Annotated in this window: 10 protein-coding genes and 2 pseudogenes; 1 reads left to right on the top strand and 11 read right to left on the bottom strand. The window is 39.0% G+C overall.

Translation table 11 applies throughout. The annotated features are described in order from the left end of the window. From NYG85_RS08670 to NYG85_RS08685, 4 genes are all read right to left on the bottom strand, one after another. The coding region (locus NYG85_RS08670; RefSeq protein WP_284938098.1) for a retention module-containing protein at window positions 1-1,825 on the bottom strand (1,825 nt) is incomplete at its 3' end. A gap of 83 nt (window positions 1,826-1,908) precedes the next feature. After that, window positions 1,909-4,353 carry an EAL domain-containing protein gene (locus NYG85_RS08675; RefSeq protein ID WP_284938100.1) on the bottom strand — a complete coding sequence of 815 codons (2,445 nt, stop codon included), beginning with the start codon at window positions 4,351-4,353 and terminating at the stop codon, window positions 1,909-1,911. Next, a complete protein-coding gene (locus NYG85_RS08680; protein ID WP_284938101.1) occupies window positions 4,350-5,234 on the bottom strand; it encodes a cytochrome-c peroxidase in 885 nt (294 codons plus the stop codon). The genes NYG85_RS08675 and NYG85_RS08680 overlap by 4 nt, the downstream gene beginning before the upstream one ends. 30 nt (window positions 5,235-5,264) lie before the next feature. Further along, window positions 5,265-5,987 (bottom strand): class I SAM-dependent methyltransferase, encoded by a 723-nt coding sequence (locus NYG85_RS08685; protein ID WP_284938103.1) that lies wholly within the window; start codon window positions 5,985-5,987, stop codon window positions 5,265-5,267. 98 nt (window positions 5,988-6,085) lie between these two features. On the opposite strand from NYG85_RS08685, the gene NYG85_RS08690 reads away from it, so the two are divergent. Continuing rightward, window positions 6,086-6,505: a TOBE domain-containing protein gene (locus tag NYG85_RS08690; RefSeq protein WP_284938104.1), complete on the top strand. Its 420-nt coding sequence runs from the start codon at window positions 6,086-6,088 to the stop codon at window positions 6,503-6,505. Between the two features lie 328 nt (window positions 6,506-6,833). Here the strand turns inward: NYG85_RS08690 and NYG85_RS12185 are convergent. From NYG85_RS12185 to rpsB, 7 genes and pseudogenes are all read right to left on the bottom strand, one after another. Then, a pseudogene (locus NYG85_RS12185) lies at window positions 6,834-7,035 on the bottom strand (methyl-accepting chemotaxis protein); the annotation flags it as partial. Window positions 7,036-7,386: 351 nt separating this feature from the next. Continuing rightward, window positions 7,387-8,415, bottom strand: a pseudogene (locus tag NYG85_RS12190) (cache domain-containing protein); the annotation flags it as partial. A 57-nt stretch (window positions 8,416-8,472) separates the two neighbouring features. Beyond that, the gene (locus tag NYG85_RS08700) at window positions 8,473-10,608 is read right to left on the bottom strand and encodes a CHASE2 domain-containing protein (RefSeq protein WP_284938106.1); all 2,136 of its coding nucleotides are present in this window, start codon (window positions 10,606-10,608) and stop codon (window positions 8,473-8,475) included. Beyond that, complete coding sequence (locus NYG85_RS08705) at window positions 10,601-12,916, bottom strand: HD domain-containing phosphohydrolase (RefSeq protein ID WP_284938107.1); 2,316 nt, start codon at window positions 12,914-12,916, stop codon at window positions 10,601-10,603. Before NYG85_RS08705 ends, NYG85_RS08700 begins: the two co-directional genes overlap by 8 nt. A 51-nt stretch (window positions 12,917-12,967) precedes the next feature. Continuing rightward, entirely contained in the window at window positions 12,968-13,609 is a 642-nt protein-coding gene (locus tag NYG85_RS08710; RefSeq protein WP_284938108.1) for an ABC transporter ATP-binding protein, read from the bottom strand. Between the two features lie 2 nt (window positions 13,610-13,611). After that, on the bottom strand, window positions 13,612-14,676 hold the full coding sequence (gene tsf, locus NYG85_RS08715; protein ID WP_284938110.1) for a translation elongation factor Ts: 1,065 nt from the start codon (window positions 14,674-14,676) through the stop codon (window positions 13,612-13,614). After that, the gene (gene rpsB, locus NYG85_RS08720; RefSeq protein WP_284938112.1) at window positions 14,676-15,461 is read right to left on the bottom strand and encodes a 30S ribosomal protein S2; all 786 of its coding nucleotides are present in this window, start codon (window positions 15,459-15,461) and stop codon (window positions 14,676-14,678) included. The genes tsf and rpsB overlap by 1 nt, the downstream gene beginning before the upstream one ends. Window positions 15,462-15,490 lie beyond the last annotated feature (29 nt).

The following is a 15,490-nucleotide window of genomic DNA, read 5'->3' on the forward strand; positions in this document are numbered from 1 at the left end:
CATTTGTGAAGTCGCCACTTTGTAATTTGCCATCTTTGCCGCCTGCTACATCATCTATAACATCTGTAATAACAACATCACTTAAAGATACTGGTTTTGTATCTAGTGTTTGAATTACATTGCCATTAGCATCAACTAAATCTAGTCTATACTCTCTAACAGCTGCCATTTCGGCCAGTGTTTCACGTCCCCAAGCATCTGTGCTGTTGCCAGTTTTTACCCAATTAACGTTTGGTATCTCATTGCCGTCTTGATCTAGTAGAGTTACTTTTAGTTTTTGATCAGCACCGATATTTTTAACGTTTTTGATTGTTGCTTCTCTTGCAAATGGTAGTTTTATCTCGCCTCTGTAAGCGATATCTGAAACTTCTAGCTCAGCGTGAGGTGCTGTCGTAACTATGTCGCCAGCTGTGCCAGTAGCTTCGCCTGGGTTACCTGCTGGGTCAGTTACTACAACTTTAACGGTATCATTTGGATTGATTGGTTTATCTGTTGTTATATCAAATTTACCATCTTTTGTAGTGCCTTCGCCTATTTTTTCTCCATTGCTATTAAATATCTCTACCTTAGAGCCATCAATGATTGGGTTACCGCTATCAGTAGCAGAACCTTTTACATTGCCAGTATCTGCTGTGTTGTCAGCTGGGTTAGAGCTATCAATTGAAGTTACGCTATCAACTACTACTGCTGGGGCTTCATTGTCATTTGTATGAGTTAAGTCGCCAGCTGTGCCAGTAGCTTCGCCTGGGTTACCTGCTGGGTCAGTTACTACAACTTTAACGGTATCATTTGGATTGATTGGTTTATCTGTTGTTATATCAAATTTACCATCTTTTGTAGTGCCTTCGCCTATTTTTTCTCCGTTACTATTAAATATCTCTACCTTAGAGCCATCAATGATTGGGTTACCACCATCAGTAGCAGAACCTTTTACATTGCCAGTATCTGCTGTGTTGTCAGATGGGTTAGAGCTATCAATTGAAGTTACGCTATCAACTACTACTGCTGGGGCTTCTGTATCAATATTCGGATTAACAGGTGTTGGGTCTGATTTTTCGCCTGTTGTAGGGTCGGTTGTGATGACATTTACATTATCAGGGTCAGTGATAGGGTCTTTTGGAGTAATGTCCCAAGTGCCGTCGCCATTGTCCTTTTTATCCGTTGGGATAATATTGCCATTATCATCAACTAAATCAGGGGTTGTACCCGGATCTACCACGACTTTAATTGTCGGAGCAGCATTGTTTGTCGGTGCTGATGGGTCTTTGCCGTCAATTGAGACAACTGCTGGTGGATTAATAGGCGTTGCTACAACACCGCCAGTAGTAGCACCGGCGTCTGTTAAACCGCCTGTTACGGGGCTTACACCGCCCACACCAGCAGCTATGCCGTCAGCTAGGTTACCAGTTGAGGCTGTAACGTTTGCGTAGTGTCCGCCAGCTGCGAAGTATGCTGGGGTGATTTGTGCTGTACCGCCAGCACCGCCGCCAGCTGCTGGACCGCCAGCTGCTGTTTCTTCAAGCTGTGTAAGGTCTGCACCGCTTAAAATAGCCTTTTGTAATGCGTCAGCGTCAGCTACGGCACCATCGCCAAAGCTTGTTGAGCTTATGACACTGCTATCCATTTTAACAGAATCTTTGCCTAAAATAGTAATATCTTTGCCATCGTTTGTGGCAACTATAACCTTGCTAACATCTGTTAGCGTCTTAATAACTTCACCTAAAAATATAGGGTCGCCTGAATTTATAACTCGCTGATTTCCCAGTGCATCCACTGCGACAGCTGAGCCTAAAACTTGCTTTGCTATACCTACTTGTGTAGCCATTGTTTCTCCTTTATAAATTTGGGTAATCGGATTATACCCAAATAAAAAAGAAGTGGTATTGGACCAAAGGACAATACTAAATTTTAAAGCTCATCGGCAGCTTGTGGTTTGCCTAGTAAGAAGCCTTGTGCGTATTTGATGTTAAAGCTCTTAACCTGCTCTAAAATTTCAGGCGAGCTGACAAACTCCGCTACGACTTTATAGCCCTGCTTTGAGGCAAAATTCATAATCGTTTCAACCAAGTATCTTGCGTTTTGATCAAATGGTAGCTTTTTAATAATTGAGCCGTCAATTTTAATCGTGTCAATGTCAAGCTCTAAAATTCGGTAGTAGTTTGAGTAGCCAGAGCCAAAGTCATCAATTGAAATTTGTGCGCCGTAATCCTTAATGTGCTTAATAAACGAGATCATCGTGGTATAATCAGTAATCTCCTCGCTCTCTAAAATTTCAAAGCAAACGTGGCTTGGGTTTGAGCAAAGCTGTAACTTCTCCTCTAAAAATTCACGCACCGAGCCGTCAATGATATCAATACCTGAAAGGTTGATTGAAAATGTGTAATCTGGATAACGCTCAACGAGCAAGAAGGCACGTTCAATGACCTTTTTTGTTATCTGTGTGTAAAGCTGTGCTTGCATTGCTACTTCTAGGAATTCGCCCGGATAGCGGATTTTGCCGTTTTGATCTATCAAACGCACCAAGACCTCGTAATAAGTCGCCTTGCCCTCTTTGCTAACATCGTAAATTCCCTGACACTCAACGATAACGGTGTTGTTTTCAAGGGCGTATTCAATTAGCTGGGTGATGATTTGGTTTTGATAATACCTTTGTTCTATCGCATCGTTTTCTTTGTAATAGTAAATTTCGTTGCCTAGTTTGTTGGCTTGTTGGTTTGCTAGTATTGACTGAACTAGCCTGTTAGTTTGAGCCGTATCTTCAAGCAAACTAACGCCCATAACGACCTTTATGCCGGGCAAACTCTCAACCTTTTTATCCACCATAACATCAAGTGAGTTAAAGCTAAAATAGTCCTGAATGTAGCCAATATCTCGCATAATGTTATCGCCGTTATACCAAACGTAAAAATCATCATCCTGAAAGCGAAATAGCTCGGCTTTAATATCAAATGTTTCAACGCAGAGTTTTAGTGTGTTTGCAAAGGCTAAAAGCATAGCGTCAATGACCTTTGTTTTATAGAAAAATCGTAGGTTGTCAAAATTTTTAATCGTGATATTAACAATCATACCATCAACAATCACGCCGTTTTCTTCATCTTTAAATTTATCCGTTATCGCAAAGTAGTTACCAAAGCCGGTGAGTTTGTCAATTGACGACTGCACCTTTATCTGATCACTCTTATCCTCAATCTCCCTAACCATTCGTGCTTCTCGTGTTTTATCGGACTTAATGCCGACAAATCCGCTTAGCTCGTTTTCATAATAAAACGGCAAAAATTGCACTTTTTCATAAATATAACTACCATTTTTTGCACGGCTAACTAGCTCATCGCTTGTCCATTCGCCACCGCCATAAATCGTCCTTGTAAGGTCGTTATAAAAATTCTCGCTATGAACGTAAGATTTTAAAATTTTTGGGTTTTTACCTTTGACCTCTTCAAAAGAATACTCACTTATCTTCTCAAATGCCTTATTTACATATGTTATTTTGTTATTTGCGTCCGTAAAAACCACCGAGCTGTAATCGTTATCAACAACATATTGCAGCATCGTTATCTCTTTTAGCTTTTTTTTGTAAATTCCAGTTTGATAAAAAATAAACATACAAACCACGTAAAATAAAGCACCAGAAACGATTGCAAAAACACGAAGCAGGTCAATGATTTTTGAGTATTGGTGGTCGTAAGCGACTAGAATATTATCAAGATAATTTGATAAATTTAGGATAACATTTTGCTGATTTATCTCCCTTAGGCTAGTAAGACTTGAAACGATATAGCTTATTCGTTTTAACACTTCAAGGTTTTTTGCGTCGCTAATGATTTGCGTATCTTGGGATAAATTTTGCACCTCGTATTCAATGGCATTTATGGCGTGAATATCGGTAAAATCGCTGTTTTTAAGCCTAAGCATTAAAATTTCAAGCTGTGGCGCGTTTTTAAACTCATTCATTAAATACTCAGCACCGATTAAAAATGCAACCGCTCCCGAGTTTATGTAGTTAAACCGATCAACTAAATTTCGTTTCTTGTCGTAAATGCTTTGTATTGTCGTTAAGTCGTTTTCGCTGCCGTAAATTTCAGCCAAAACGCTAAAACTCTCAACACGCTTTAAATTCTGCAAATTCGTATCAAAATCCATTAAAATTTGATTAATGTCATCGTAATTTGATGATGACAAACTACGCTTAAAATAGCCGTCAATCTCCTTGTTTAAAAGGCGTAAATTCATAATCGCATTTCGCCAACCGCTGTTGTCATTTACAGCCACGCTCAATTTATAAATAAAAACTACACAAGCAGTAAAAACAATAAGCAAAACAAAGGCTAAAAACCTAGTCTTATGAACTTTCATCTTAAAATCCTTGGGTGTTCGCCGTTTAACGAGAGTAAAAATTTATAGATCAAATCAACCTGCTCTTTTGATAATTTTTGCATTAATTGTAAATCAGCAACGTGAGTTATGGCGTCTTTTAAATATAAAATTGAGCCATCAAACATATAAGGTGCAGTGCGTGCGATATTACGAAGCGACGGGACTTTGTAGAGATTTTGTCCGGTTTTATCAGAGACTGAATTACCGCTTAAAACGTTTTTATAAAACTGCTTTTCTTGAAGCAAATTTGAGCCTAAATTCACACCGCTATGACACGCCACACAGCCTACTTTCTGAAAAATTTCATAGCCCTTTTTCTCATCTTCGTTTAAGGCATTTTTATCGCCCATTAAAAATTTATCAAATGGCGAAGATGCCGTGTAAATGGCTCTTTCAAACTCAACCAAAGCATTTACAGCATTTTTAAACGTAACGCCGTCGCTGTAAATTTTGCCAAAAAGCGAGCGATAATCGCTAATATCTGATATTTTTGCCACAAATCTCTGCTCATCAATGCCTAGCTGAATGTCAGATGTGATTGAGATTGCCACTTGTTCGCTGATATCACGAACAGAGCCGTTTTTAAAGAAAATATAGTTTGTTGCTGCGTTTAACACGCTTGGCGGATTTAGCAGGTTTCTGTCGGAATTTTTACGAATACTACCGCTAAAATCCCAGTATAAATTATGGCAGGTTTCGCACGATTTTTTCTCGCCGTTGCTTAGGCGTTTATCAAAAAACAGCCTTTTGCCAAGATTTGCCTTTTGTTCATCATAAAAAATTCCAAGCGAAGGCGAAAATTTCTCAGCACCAGATAAAAATGCTACAAAAAAGAGTAAAAAAGCTATAATTTTTCTCATCATCTCTCCAAAAAATGCCTGATTATACCTTTAAAATACAAAAAGAGAGATTAAGCTATCAATTTTTTCTTCAATAATCTCGCCACTAAAATTCTCATCAAGCATATTTAAAATCTCGTTTTTATCGTATTTTACGCCGTTTATATCAAGGTGCCACAATACATTTTCAAAGGTGCTAACTCTATCTCGTTTTGAAATTCTGCTCTCGCCAAAAGTTACCTTTTTAAACGGAATTTCACGCTCATTTAGCCAAGCTAAAAGCGAATTTGAAGCACTGCCACTAGCTCCAAAAACGCCAAATTTCTCAAAAAATGGCTTTAAAAGCGATGAACGCCTACTAGAAGCAAAATTCATATAAATTCTAACACTAGCCATATCGTAAAATTTTGCAAAATCGCTTGGGGATTTTATGGCTGGACTCATCGTTGAAATAGCGATATCATAGTGCTTTTGTGGGGTAAAATCAGCCCAAGTGCTAATTTGTGTTTTGACATTTTTTATGCCGTAAGTTTTTGCATCATCATCTAAACATTTAATCATACCAGCCGAGCTATCAACGCCTAAAATTTCAGCACAAAGCCCAGCTAAATAAAGCGTCCAAACGCCAGTGCCACAGCCGATATCAACGACGCTTTTGCCATTAAAATCAACGCCAAAATCGGCTAAATTTATAAGCACGGCTTCGTTAAAAACGCTTAAATTTTTACTAAATCTCGGATAGTTTTTTGACTTTTTATCCCAAATCTCGCTCATCATCTCATCTTTAAAAAAATTTTTAAGATTATGCCCTTAAATTGCTAAAATTTTAATTTAATTTTTGTTAAAATGGCAACTTTTTTAAAGGATAAAAAATGGCAATTTCAGCTAGAAATCAGCTAAAAGTAAAGATAGCTGATGTCAAAACAGGTGCGGTAAATTCGCTAATTACAGCCAAACTTAATGGCAAAGAGACGCTAAAAGCGACAATTACGATTGATAGCGAGAAAAATTTAGGCATTAAAGCTGGGCTTGACGCTGTGTTTTTGTTTAAGGCTTCAAGCGTTTTAATCGCTACAAACGACGAGCTAAAACTATCGGCTACAAATCAGCTAAACGGCGTGGTAAAAAGTGTCAAGGACGGCTTGGTAAATTCTGAAATCATCATTGATATTAACGGCGATGAGATAAGCGCGATAATCACAAAAGAGTCGGCAACTAGGCTAAATCTCAAATCTGGCGATAGCGTAAAAGCTATCATAAAAGCGACAAATATCATTGTCGGCGTGAAGTAAATTTAGGCGATAATCGCCTAAATTTAGCTTCTAAACTCGTTTAACTTCGCATTTAGGCTCTGTGCTTGGCGGTTTAGCATATCAGACGCCTTTGCTATCTCCTCAACACTTCTTGCATTTTCTGATGAAAGGGCATTTACTTTTGAGAACTCTTGCATCGTTTTTTCAATGCTTTTTGCCATATTTTTCACCTCATCAGAAGCAAGGCTGGTCTTATTTATCGCCTCGCTTAGCAGTCTTGCTGTGTTTTCTATCTCGTCCTGTGAGCTGTTTTGATCAGTCGCCACTTCGGCTACAAATTTTGAGTTCTCACTCATCATTGTTGAAGTGTCATTTACCGACTGCGTGATTAAATTTATGGTGTTATTTATCTCAACTAGCGATTTTGCCGTCTTTTCAGCTAGCTGTCTAACCTCATCGGCAACGACTGCAAAGCCCCTGCCGTGCTCGCCAGCACGCGCTGCTTCAATGGCAGCGTTAAGGGCTAGTAAGTTTGTTTGATCGGCAATATCTTTAATGACTTGTAAAATTTCTTTTACATTTTCGGTGTTTTGAGCTAAATTTTTAAGCTGGTCGGCTAACTCTTGCTCGGTGTGAGCGACCTTATTTACGTTTGCTATCGTTTTTATTAGGTTGTCTTTTGTGTGTTCTAGCGTGTCAGCTACGCTCTTTAAGTCGCTTAGTGCTTCGGTTGTTTTTTGATTTGAAATTTCGCTACTTTCAATGACCTGCTTCGTGCCGTTTGAAATTTCGCTAACAATGCCAAACTCTCGCTCCACTCGCCTTGTTATCTCTTTTGAAGTTGAGCTTAGCTCCTCTGAAAGCGATGAATTTTCGCTACTGCTATCCTTTGCTTCGTGGATTAAAATGCGGATTTTTTCAATAAAGGCGTTCATATTATCGCCAATCTCGCCAATTTCATCCTTTTGCGTGAAATTTAGCCGTTTTGTAAGGTCGCCATCGCCGACTGCTAAATCCTTTGAAAGCTCCATTAATCTAACGACTGGGCGAAAGAGAATTTTTAACAAAATAGCGATTAAAACGATAGAAGCAATGGCCGTTAAAACGCCGATAATTAGGCTAAATGTGGCGTTTTTGCTATTTAGTGCAAGTGCGTCATCAAGAGTTAGTGCAAAGATGATAGTAAGTCCGGTGTTTGGGATTTCTGAGTAGGCTAGAAGCTTTTCTTCGCCGTTAAATTCATAGTAAAAAACGCCGTTTTGTTTTTGTTTTATCTCGTTTGGCAGGTTTTTTAGGCTCTTATCAAGCTCTGCGACATTTTTGCCAATTATATCTTTATTTGGGTGGTATAAAAATACGCCCTCGCTTGTTAAGAGATTAAATGCGCCGTTTGCGTCCTTTAAATCATCGCCCTTAAACATCTGAACGACCTCATCAAAAGAGATGTCAGCACCAAGCACACCTAAGAATTTCGCACCCTTTTTTATCGGCACAGCAAAGGTCGTAACCGCCTGTTTAGTCGCCTCATCGGTGTAAAAATCGGTAGTGATTATCTCATTTTGTGCCTTTGCCTTGATATACCAGTCCCTTTTTCTAGCGTCATAATCGCTCTCTGGCACCCACTCATCGCTAAATGCCACCTCGCCGTTTTCAAAGCCGTAAAATGTAGCAATGAATTTGCCTTGTTTGGTTATTGATTTTATTAAATTTAGGTTATTTTCTGGCTCGTTTTCGTTTAAAATCGCCCTTGCACCATTGATAATATCACGCTTTGAACTATACCAAATGCCGACTTTGCTACTTACTTGACGTGCTAAAACCTGTGTGCTGTTTTCAGCGACGCTAACAATAATGCCCTTTGTGCTTGTGTAGCTAAATGCGACTAAAACTGCGACTATCAGGATAGATAGCAGACTTACGGACGTGATGATTTTTGCCCTAAAACCCATTTTTTATCCTTAAAATAAAAAGTGCGTCAATTTTAGGATTTTTACTTTAAATTTTCATTAACCTTTTGTTGTATGTTCATAAACGCCGTTAAAATTCTCTGGCGGATTTGCTATAAAATCAGCACAACGCTGTGCATAAAGTGCATAAATGTGGTTATCTTTACTGCTATTTTTTAGCTCGTTAAATATCGCTAACGCTCCCTTAAAATCGGCGTTTTGATAAATTTTAATCGCTTCGTGATAGCGGTCTAGCTCATCTTTTAACTCGCCCACCGCATCTCCAAGTCCAAGCACCTGATAAATCTCAACTGGCTCGTTTTTGCCCTTAACCTTAACAGCGTCAAGAAAGCGAAAAATGTATCTGTCCGTGAGTTTATCTTTTGTAAAATTTGTAATGCTTAGATTTGAGCCATAAAATTTGCAAAGGCTCTCAACTCGTGAGCCAAGATTTATCGCATCGCCAATAACGGTGTAATCAGAGCGAATTTCACAGCCCATTTCGCCGACAACAACCTCGCCGGTATTTAGCCCAATGCCAATTTTAATCAGTGGCAAATTCTCTTTTTTTAGCTCTTCATTTAGCGAATTTAGGGCGTTTAGCTGTTCAAGAGATGCCTTTACTGCGCGGTCTGCGTGGTCTTTGATATCAAGCGGGGCATTCCAATACGCCATAACCGCATCTCCTATAAATTTATCAATCGTGCCTTGATATTTAATGATAATCTCGCTCATTGGTTGCATATATCGGTTTAAAAGTCCGATTAATGCGGTCGCATCAAGCTTTTCTGAAATTTGTGTAAAACCACGAATATCGCTAAAAAATATCGTTACCTCTTTGTTTTTTATGTTTAGGCTGTGGCTGTCTTGGTGCTTTAAAATGTCCTCCATAACGCTTTTTGAGACCTTTGAGGCGAATTTTTCTTTGATTGCCTTTTCGCTTTTTATGTTGTAAAAATAGTCAAAAATCAAAGCGGTCATAAACGAAAGGATAATGCTTAAAATTCCAAAGACAATGTTTATGATTATGCCGTGCGTAAAAAGCGCGTAATAACAAGCAAAAAGATAACCAAAACTAGCAATAAAAAAGCTAAAAATTTTAAAATAAAAACTAAGAAAAGTTGTAAGTAAAACGATAGAAAAGCTTAGTGCGATAATGATAAGTATATTTAGTCCATCAGCATAAGATGGCTTGTGAATAAAGTCGCCAGTGATTATGTTATCAATGATATTTGCGTGCACCTCAACTCCGGGAAAAACGGACTCAAAAGGGGTGGTTCTAAGGTCAAAAATTCCATTTGCACTCGTGCCTAAAAGCACGAATTTACCGCTGATATCGGCTTTATCAAAGGTATTATAAAAGATATCTTTTGCACTTATGTATTTAAAGCTCTTTTGTCCGCCTCGGTAGTTTATAAACATTCTGCCAAAGCGGTCGGTTGGGATTTTAAACTCATCAAAGCTGACCTGATAAACACCGCTAACATCATAATCTACAACGACCCTGTTTGCCCCAGTAGCAGCACGTATCATTTCAAGGCTAAGCGAAGGATAAAGCACATCTTCATAGCTAATAACAAGCGGGACTGAGCGAATCACGCCTGAATCATCTGGGACGATATTAAAAAATCCGCTAGAATAGCCACTATCTTGTAAAATCGGTATGTTTAAATTTGCTCCAAACGCCTTTAAAACCATATCATTTTGCTTATCTCGCTCAACAAAAACAGCGGCGATTTGCGGTGCATTTTGAGTGCTGTTCTCATCAACTAGGTCAAAATTATAACCCAAAATCGTTGGTGAGTTTGCAAGTGCTTCTGAAAAAACTAAGTCATAATCATCTAAATTTTGATTAATCCCAAGCGTCTTTGCAATCAAGCGTGGCGAGGTCCTATCTGGCTCGGCAAAAACGATATCCAGCCCCACTACAAGCACATCGGCTAGGGTTAAATTTTCAATTATCTTTGCAAGTTTATCCCTGCTCCAAGGCCACTGCCCAAACTCCTTAATTGACGCCTCGTCAATATCTACAATCACGACATTTTGGCTGGTTTTTATCGCACCCCTTTCTATAAAAAATGCGTCCCTAAATTTTGCGTCAAACTGGTCAAGCAGGTTTGGGAAAAATATGTAAATTGAACACAAAAACGCCGAAATAACAAACGAAGCTAGGCAGTAATTTAAAAATTTAAACATCTAACTGCTCTGGCAAAAGCTCGGTCTTGCAAAAAATTTCAAACGCACGGCTGGTTTTGAAAAACTCAACCAAATCGCCGTCAATCTCGCCGTTTTTAACAAGCGTGTCTAGAATTTTAAACGCCTCACTGATAGTCTTTGTCTTTTTATAAGGTCTATCGGCTGATGTTAGGGCTTCAAAGATATCTGAAAGGGCTAGAATTCTATCTTCAAGCACAAGCTCGTTTGCGCTTAGCCCGTTTGGATAGCCCTTGCCGTTTAACTTTTCGTGGTGATTTGAGGCGATATGAACGACATTTGAGTATTTTTTTGGGAATGGCAAAATGCTTAGCATATCATAAGTCTGCTGGACGTGATTATTCATTATGGCTCGCTCTTCGGCTGTTAGAGTGCCGACACGAACGGATAAATTATAAATCTCATCATCGGTTAAGAAATTTTTAGTCTCGCCATCCATATAAAATTTACGCTCGGCAAGTCCAGCTATCCTAACTAGCTCATCATCACGTAAAAATTCATAGCCGTGATTTGTGATTTTTATAAATTCAAGGTCAGCATTTAGCAGTTTTAGCTCGTTTTCATACTCGTATTCGCTAATTGATTTTGTAAGCAGTTTAATGCGTAAATCACGCTTGATAATCTGTGCTCTAAGCCTGATAATATCAAAGCCCTCAACTAGCTTTTGAAGCTTTGTTGGCTTATCCATTACAAGCTCAGATGTCGTGATTTTGCCCACGTCGTGAAGTTTTGCAGCTAGCTCAATCTCTTTAATATCGTTTTTTGTGTAATTTACATTTTTATAAATTCCAGTGTCGTTGCTTATATCTTGTGCGATTAAGACCGAGAGCTTTGCGATTTTTGAAATGTGGGTTGAAGTGTAGCGCGACTTTGCGTCAATGGCATTTGCAATGGCTGTTACAAAGCTCTCCATAAAGAGTTCAAGCCCTTCAATTAGCCCAGTATTTGTAAGTGCCATAGCCGCTTGAAGTGAGAGGGCTTTGATGACTTTCTCATCATATTTTGTAAAATACCCATCGCTTTGATCATTTTTATTAATGAGCTGAATAACGCCAATAACGTCCTTTTCGTGATTTGTAAGCGGGACTACTAGCATTGAGCGAGTACGGTAGCCATTCATCGTGTCAAACTTCTTTGCCCCTGCAAAATCATACTCTTTTGAGCTGTAAATATCTTGTATATTTATCATCTTAGCGTCCAACGCACACACGGCAGCCACGGCACTTCTGTTTTCTTTGCCGTCTTTGTAAAGTTGCAATGGCTCCCAGCCTAAGTCGTTTTTGCCAAAGTCTAAGAATATATTTAGAGTTGAGTTTTGCACGACCTTAAATTCAAGGGTATTTTTCTCTTTATTTACCATATAAAGCGTCCCAGCGTCGCTCTTTGTAATCTCACGAAGCAGGGTTAAAATCGTCCCATAGAGCTTTGATTTATCAAACTCGCTTGAAAGTTTTAAATTTATATCCATAATGCGGTCAAAAATTTCAGTATCACGAAGCTGGTGAGATAAAGTGGCGTCATTAAGCCTAATCTCGTCGCCGTCGTTTAGAATGTGAAATTTATATTTGCTAACCTTTCTAAGCTCACGTTTAATTTCGGTTAGATACTCGTTTTTTATGTGGTATAAAAATATCTTGATATCTTTACGTTTTAGGCGTGAGAGCATTGAGTAAAGGTCTTTTGGCGTTATGTGTTGGCTCGTGGTCGCTAGGCTTTGAAGGCGTGAGGGGAAGGAGCATTCAATGATTAAAATTTTAATATCTGGATTTTGGTTTAAATACTCAATCGCATCATAGCTAACTGCCGTATCGCCGCTAATTAACGCCTTTTTGTCATCTTTTGTAACAACAAAACCGACCGAGCCTTCAATGTGTTTAGCACTAATTGCCTTAATTTTAATATTATTTACGCAAATCTCTTCATCAAGCGAAATTTCAACGAATTTCAAAATCGGCTCGGTGCTGTTTAGCATTTTTATCGCCGAAAAATCGGGCCAAATTTTGTTATTAAAGATATTTTCTTTTAAAATTTTAATTGTTTCTTTTGTGCCATAAACGCAAAGTGGCGTGGTGCGATTTTCAAAGTGACTATCAAGAATAAAGGCAATGTCGCTAATGTGGTCTAGGTGGGCGTGAGTGAGAAAAATGTGGTTGATTTTTAGGGCGTCCTTATCAAGGGCGTTTATGATATTACCAGCGTCAATGACGATCTCATCACTTAGCCAAAAACAGGTCGTCCCAAGCGTCCTAGTCTTTGTCCCACTAGAACCTAGAATTTTTATGTAGCTCACAATTGTCCTTTGCGTTTAAAATGCCTAGATTTTATAAAAATTTTTCTTAATTTACCTTGTGATTAATTTTTTATTTTCAAGTCTAAATGCGTAATCACAGCGACTTGCGATGTCGTTATCGTGAGTTACGAGAACTAACGAAGCGTTGTTTTCTTTGATATATCGGCTTAAAACGTCCATAACTTCACTTGCCGTTTGCTTGTCTAAATTCCCAGTTGGCTCATCAGCAAAGATGATTTTTGGCTTTTTGCTAAGCACTCTTGCGATACTTACTCTTTGCTGTTGTCCGCCACTGATTTCGCCTACTTTTTGGTTTAAAATTTGCTCTATTTTTAGCTGTTTTACCAAATTTTCATCTATGTTTAGTCCAGATAAAATGCTAGCTAACTCTATATTTTCAAACGCTGAAAAGCCCTTAAAAAGGTAGTGTGCCTGAAAGATAATACCAAATTCCAATCGCCTAATTTTTGTTAGCTCATTTTCTGATAGTTTATAAAGTGATTTTTCGTTGTAGATTACCTCGCCACTTTTTGGCTTTAAAAGCGTGGATAAAATGTGTAAAAGCGTGGATTTACCGCAACCGCTAACACCAAGTATCGCGGTGCTTTCGCCGGTATTTAGCGATAAATTTAAATTTTCAAAGAGCGTATAATCATACGAAAAACTAAGATCACACGCTCTAAGAATTTGCATTTTTAGCCGATTTGTGCTGCTACTTCTGCTGCAAAATCATCTACTTTTTTCTCTAAGCCGTCGCCTAGCTCAAAGCGGGCATATTTTACGATCTCAATCTTGCCACCAAGCTCTTTTGATTTTTCAACGATCACTTGCTCAATCGTCTTTTTATCATCCATTACATAAAACTGACCAAGAAGCGTTAAGCGTTGATCAAGCACGGTGTTATCAGCGTAAAATCTCTCAATTTTACCCGGCATTATCTTATCCCAAATTTTCTCTGGTTTGCCCTCTGCTTTAAGCTCCTCTTTTATCGCCTCTTCTGCTTTTTTAATAACAGCGTCAGTTAGCTGTAATCTACTTGCAAAAAGTGGGATATGATGAAGCGGTTTGCCAAGTCTTTTTAGCTCTTCGTTCTCTTTTTCAAGCTCGGCTTTTAGTGCGATATACTCTTTTTCTACGAAGTCCTTATCAAGCTCTTTGTAGCTTATCACGCTTGGCTTCATAGCAGCTGCGTGCATACATAAATTTCTAATAAAATCCTGTGCTTTTGTCGCAACCTCTTCGCTCTCGCAAACTGCACCAATTAAAACGCCAACGCGTCCGTTTGAATGCACGTAGCCATTTACCACGCCTTTTGCGTCAGCTGATATTGTTTCAAAGCGTCTAACAACTAAATTTTCGCCGATAGTTGCAATTTGACCTTTAAAATAATCTTCAAATTTTACGCCGTTGATTGTGCTTACATTTAGCTCTTCAACGCTCTTTATGCCGTTTGCTTGAATGTGAGCTGTTGTGTCCTTTGTGAGTGCTTGAAACTGCGGATTTCTAGCGACAAAGTCAGTTTCTGAGTTTATCTCGCTAATTGTCGCTTGTTTGCATTTAGCACACACTTCAACACTAACAAGACCCTCGCTAGCAAGGCGGTCAGCTTTTTTAGCAGCTTGACCTAAGCCCTTTTCACGAAGCAGGTCAATGGCTTTATCCATATCGCCGTTTGCTTCACTTAGGGCTTTTTTGCAGTCCATCATACCAGCTCCGCTTCTCTCGCGAAGCTCTTTAACCATTTGTGCTGAAATTTCCATTACTCATCGTCCTCCGCAAAATCCTCTTCGCTCATAGCCTCGGCTAAAACTTCATCTTTTTCATCTTGGCTTACTTCTTGTTTAGCTTCTAAACCGCCGTCTTGTTCAAGTAGTGATTTACCCTCATTAATAGCCTCTGCCATCTCTTGGCAAAATAGCTGAACTGAGCGGATAGCGTCATCGTTGCCAGGGATTGGGTAATCAACAACGTCTGGATCGCAGTTTGTATCAATTGGTGCTACAACTGGAATTTTTAGGCGATTTGCCTCTTGAACGGCGATTTTTTCTTTAACCGTGTCAATAACAAATATCATATCAGGTAGGTTTTTCATATTTCTAATACCGCCCAAAGTTGCGATTAGCTTCTCTTTTTTACGGCGTAGCATTAGTGCTTCTTTTTTAGTTAGAAGATTGATTGAGCCGTCCTCCTCCATAGCCTCAATGACTTCAATTTTGCGGATTGATTGGCGAATTGTGCCAAAGTTTGTCATCATACCGCCTAACCAGCGATGATTTACGTAAGGCATACCGCATTTTTCAGCGTATTCTTTAATCGCCTCAATGGCTTGTTTTTTTGTGCCGACAAAAAGGATTGTCTTGCCCTCAGCTGCCGCATCTCTTACTATATTATATGTATAGCGAAAATAGCGGATAGTTTTTTGCAAATCTATAATATAGATGCCTTTTCTCTCGCCAAAGATGAATTTTTTCATCTTTGGATTCCACCTGCGTGTTTGGTGTCCGAAATGAACGCCACACTCCAATAAATCTCTCATAGTTACCATTATGGTTCTCCTTGCGGGCTTAGCCCAAA

The organism is Campylobacter gastrosuis (assembly GCF_030249845.1).
Classification (GTDB): Bacteria; Campylobacterota; Campylobacteria; order Campylobacterales; family Campylobacteraceae; genus Campylobacter_A; species Campylobacter_A gastrosuis.

Coding starts and splice junctions, on each gene's coding strand:
- rpsB (WP_284938112.1), bottom strand. CDS start 15,461: ATGGTAACTATGAGAGATTTATTGGAGTGTGGCGTTCATTTCGGACAC.
- NYG85_RS08685 (WP_284938103.1), bottom strand. CDS start 5,987: ATGAGCGAGATTTGGGATAAAAAGTCAAAAAACTATCCGAGATTTAGT.
- NYG85_RS08675 (WP_284938100.1), bottom strand. CDS start 4,353: ATGAAAGTTCATAAGACTAGGTTTTTAGCCTTTGTTTTGCTTATTGTT.
- NYG85_RS08690 (WP_284938104.1), top strand. CDS start 6,086: ATGGCAATTTCAGCTAGAAATCAGCTAAAAGTAAAGATAGCTGATGTC.
- NYG85_RS08680 (WP_284938101.1), bottom strand. CDS start 5,234: ATGAGAAAAATTATAGCTTTTTTACTCTTTTTTGTAGCATTTTTATCT.
- NYG85_RS08700 (WP_284938106.1), bottom strand. CDS start 10,608: ATGTTTAAATTTTTAAATTACTGCCTAGCTTCGTTTGTTATTTCGGCG.
- tsf (WP_284938110.1), bottom strand. CDS start 14,676: ATGGAAATTTCAGCACAAATGGTTAAAGAGCTTCGCGAGAGAAGCGGA.
- NYG85_RS08710 (WP_284938108.1), bottom strand. CDS start 13,609: ATGCAAATTCTTAGAGCGTGTGATCTTAGTTTTTCGTATGATTATACG.